This is a genomic window from Rhizobium atlanticum (genome assembly GCF_030182485.1).
Lineage (GTDB): Bacteria > Pseudomonadota > Alphaproteobacteria > Rhizobiales > Rhizobiaceae > Rhizobium.
In genome coordinates this window covers 1-995 of the sequence record NZ_JAQJCJ010000081.1, presented here as the reverse complement: position 1 = coordinate 995, position 995 = coordinate 1, and the positions used below count along the sequence as shown (strand labels likewise).

General features: G+C 62.1%; 1 protein-coding gene. It reads right to left on the bottom strand.

The features are described from left to right. Window positions 1-992, bottom strand: a 992-nt coding sequence (locus PH551_RS32785; protein WP_285196408.1) for an ABC transporter permease, incomplete at its 3' end; no start/stop codon positions are given. Window positions 993-995 lie beyond the last annotated feature (3 nt).

Here is a 995-nt window from a genome sequence, read left to right as displayed (position 1 = left end):
ACGATGATGGCTCCCTTGATGATCTCCTGGTAATAGGATCCGATCTTGAGGAAGGTGAAGCCGGATGTGATGACGCCGAGGATGATTGTTCCGATCAGCGTTCCTGTTATGCGGCCGGAACCGCCGGCCAGCGATGTGCCGCCGATGACGGCAGCGGCGATGGCGTCGAGTTCGTATGCGGTGCCCATGGTCGGCTGGGCGGATGCTGCGCGGGCAGCGGTGACGACGCCAGCCAGTCCGGAGAGCACGCCTGCGACGATGTAGACCTTGATGAGATGGGATCCGATGTCGATGCCCGAGACCCTTGCGGCCTGCGGGTTGGATCCGATCGCATAGGTATATTTGCCGTAGCGGGTGTAGCCGAGGGCAATATGCGAGATGATGGCGACGCCGAGGAAGATCAGCACCGGCAGCGGGACCGGAAAGCCGAGGATGAGATAGCTCTTTCCGAGCCATGTGAACTGCGGGGTCAGAAGGCCGATCGGCTGGCCGAGCGTATACCACTTGGCCGCGCCTCTGGCACAGACCATCATGCCGAGGGTGGCGATGAAGGGCGGGATGCCGGTTTTGGCGATCAGGAAACCGCTGATCCATCCGGTGATCAGGCCGACGAGCAGGCCGGCCATGATCGGCCAGAGGGGAAAGAGGTCGGTGAGTCCGGGATAGAGCGCGCGCACGTCCGCCGAGCCCTGTGCCAGCGATGCGGCGACCATGGCCGAAAGGCCGACCACCGATCCCGACGCCAGGTCGATGCCGCCTGTGATGATCACATGCGTCACGCCGACGGCCAGAATTCCGGTCACCGAGACCTGGAGAATGATGATCGACAGGCGCTGATCGTTGCCGAGGAACGACGTGCCCACGAAAATCCAGCCAAGCACCTCGAAGATCAGCGCGATGCCGACAAGCACAAAGGCCATCGACATCTCGCTCTTGAACTTGCGCTTGACAGCGCGCGTGTCTGCCAATCCTGCGGCGTCGCTCGTATTCATTGT